Here is a 2,713-nt window from a genome sequence, read left to right as displayed (position 1 = left end):
CAGCTCGCGCAGCCTCGACACCTGCCGGAGCATCCTCGACAACAAAGCAGTGTGCAGGTGCTGCAGGCAATTCGCCCGCAGCAAGCAGGAAGATCTCTGGGTTCGGTTTGCCCTCCCGCAAATCGCGGCCGCATACGTTGGCGTCGAAGGCATCCAACAGGGTGTGTTGCTCGTCTAAGGCGACGCGCGTCATCATACCGTTGGCATTCTTTGAGGATGATGCGACGGCGATAGGCCAACCCAATGCCATGATCGCCTTAACAAAGCGGATTGCGTCAGGGAATGCGCTTACAGCCCCTGCGTCAATCAATTCCTCCAAACGCTCCTGCTTACGTTGCGCATACGCACTCGCCTGCTTTTCAGCATTAGGCACGCCCAATGCCTGCAGCGCCGCTAGTGCGCCGCTGAGCCGCGGCTTGCCGGCTACTTGAGATTGGTACATTTTCGTGGTAAACAGCGCTGGCTCAGCAAAACCGCCAAGCGCTTCTCGCCAAGCGCGCTCGTGAGGAGATGCGAGCAGAACCCCGTCGACATCAAAGATGGCGGCCGAAAGAATCTGTGGAACCTCTGCTTCGGAAGTTTTTGATTGAAGACTAGTCATGGTTGGTACCAGACGCGACCGGAGGGAGCGAGACTGGGGGGCGCATATGAGCGGCATTCATAGCATCAATGGAATCGGAAAACGTGTTTTCATCGAATCGCATTTTGAGCTCCATTAACGATGTCCCAAGTCTGCATGCCTGTGACCAGACGCTGACTATCTGGTCCGAGAGGTTCAAGCCGTGTCGCAGAAACGAAACTGGGATTGCGTTGCGTTCAAGTATCCGGCAGACGGTCACTAAAGGGCAGGCTCGGAAACTACTCAGACCGGGCCGATCGAACTTGAAAAGCTGCACCACAATTCGAGTGGCACGGTCGCAATCACGACTCTCGATCCAGCGACGTTCGGCTTCACGGTTTCAGGGTCGGCTACCTTGGAGCAGCCTTTGGTACTTTAACTAAATAGTCATACTAATTATCAGGTGGAAATTTTAAAGAGAGAATGATCGCCATGTTTATCAAGCCCGGTGCGGCGACCTTCATACTCAGGGTTATCGCGCCGCCGCTGTGTGTGCCAACTACGCCAGCGCCGGCCGCGAAGACGAGAAAGAGGAACCTGTCCCTCGTTCTGCGCATAGACGCGCTATTCATGGGCGGATTCAAAAAAATCGTGCATCGCGTAGCGGTGCAGCATTCGGTGCTCTGGCGTTGACTCGATTCGGTCAGCACGATCGGACGGCATGACCGTCGCCAATTGAATGACGCCATATCATCCATCTGATCAGCCAATCAACTCGGCGGTTTGGCCAACAGTAGTTTGAGCGCCTCCATCGCTTTGCCGAATTTGTCCCAATCCCCGCGCTGCATGGCTTTCTGTACCTCATCAAATTGCATCCTGGCTTGGCTAGAGTTAACCTCGCCGGCGGTCGCCTCCGCAGTCGCGCTACTCGTTTGCGTCGAATGCCCTTGTGTTGTGACCGCTTGAGGTTCCTGGGTACCGAAGAGGCCATTGAGCGCCTCGTCGAGCGTGGGCGCCATCACAACCTTATCGGCCGTAACTGCGATGACACGCTTCAGTTGTGGAAAGTTCGTACCTTCGGCGGTCATGTACAAGGGCACCACGTAAAGGAACGAATTCTCGATCGGCGTCACGATCAGTTTCCCGCGAATCACTCGCGACCCTTGTTGATTCCAGAGGGTGAGCTGCTGAGAAATGGTGGTGTTCTGATCGATCATCGCCTCGACCTGGTTGGGTCCGTAGATGAGCTTCTCCTTCGGAAGCTCATAAAAGAGCATTTTTCCGTATTCGGGAAAATCAGACCTGGCAGCCATCCAGGAGATCATGTTGTCCCGATTTTGCGGCGTAAAAGGAGTCATCAGCAGGTACTCAAGCTGGGTGCTTCCAGGAAGCTTCATCAGGATGTAATAGGGCTCCATAGGTTGCGTCTGACCTGCGTATTTTTCCATCGGGGCGGTCCAAAGGTCCTCCCGGTTGTAGAAGACCTGGGGATCCGTCATGTGGAAAGTCCTGTATTGGTCGGCTTGGACGGTGAAGAGACCCTCTGGATAGCGTAGGTGATTCTTGAGATCCGCAGATAGCTCGCTTAGGTCATTGAAAACTCCAGGAAACGCCTGCCGGTAGACAGCTAGGACGGGATCCTTGGGATCCATGACGTAGAAGCGGACGGTTCCGTCATACATGTCTACGACGACCTTCACCGAGTTCCGGATGTAATTCAGCCCGTCAAAACCCGCCGTAGCGCGGGGCTCAGCCCCTGCTGTCTCGGGCGCTCGAGTTCCACCCATCGTTTCGACGCCCAAGCTGCGCTCCAAAGCGGTTTCATACTGCGATGTCTGCTCCGGATTCGCGTACGGAAAGTAATTCGAGACTGTGTAGGCGTCTTGAATCCAGTACAGCTTACCCGCGCTCAATACGGCGTAGGGATCATGGTCGAGGCGCAAGAACGGAGCGATCTGTGCAACGCGCTCGCTAACGTCTCTATGGATCTGAATTCGGCTTTCGGGCTTGAGATAAGAGGTCAATAAAATGTTGACGTCGGCTTTGGTCCAAGCAAACAAGAGCCTCTTCCAAAAACTGTTTAACGGTATTCCGCCCTTACCGCTGTAGCTGGTGTAAACATTGTCATTACCCTTGGGGTAGTCGAACTCCTTG

Annotated in this window: 3 protein-coding genes; 1 reads left to right on the top strand and 2 read right to left on the bottom strand. The window is 54.7% G+C overall.

Features of this window, described 5'->3' with window-relative positions; translation table 11 throughout:
• Nucleotides 1-601 (bottom strand): HAD family hydrolase (locus tag BSU04_RS25790; protein ID WP_089163239.1); only part of this gene is annotated, 601 nt, incomplete at its 3' end.
• A gap of 441 nt (nt 602-1,042) precedes the next feature.
• On the opposite strand from BSU04_RS25790, the gene BSU04_RS25785 reads away from it, so the two are divergent.
• A complete protein-coding gene (locus BSU04_RS25785) occupies nt 1,043-1,252 on the top strand; it encodes a hypothetical protein (protein ID WP_089163238.1) in 210 nt (69 codons plus the stop codon).
• Nucleotides 1,253-1,329: 77 nt separating this feature from the next.
• Here the strand turns inward: BSU04_RS25785 and BSU04_RS25780 are convergent.
• Nucleotides 1,330-2,713, bottom strand: a 1,384-nt coding sequence (locus BSU04_RS25780; RefSeq protein WP_179258441.1) for a UPF0182 family protein, incomplete at its 5' end; no start/stop codon positions are given.

The sequence above is a fragment of the Caballeronia sordidicola genome (assembly GCF_002220365.1).
Taxonomy (GTDB): domain Bacteria; phylum Pseudomonadota; class Gammaproteobacteria; order Burkholderiales; family Burkholderiaceae; genus Caballeronia; species Caballeronia sordidicola_C.
This window is presented reverse-complemented; position numbering and strand designations above follow the sequence as displayed.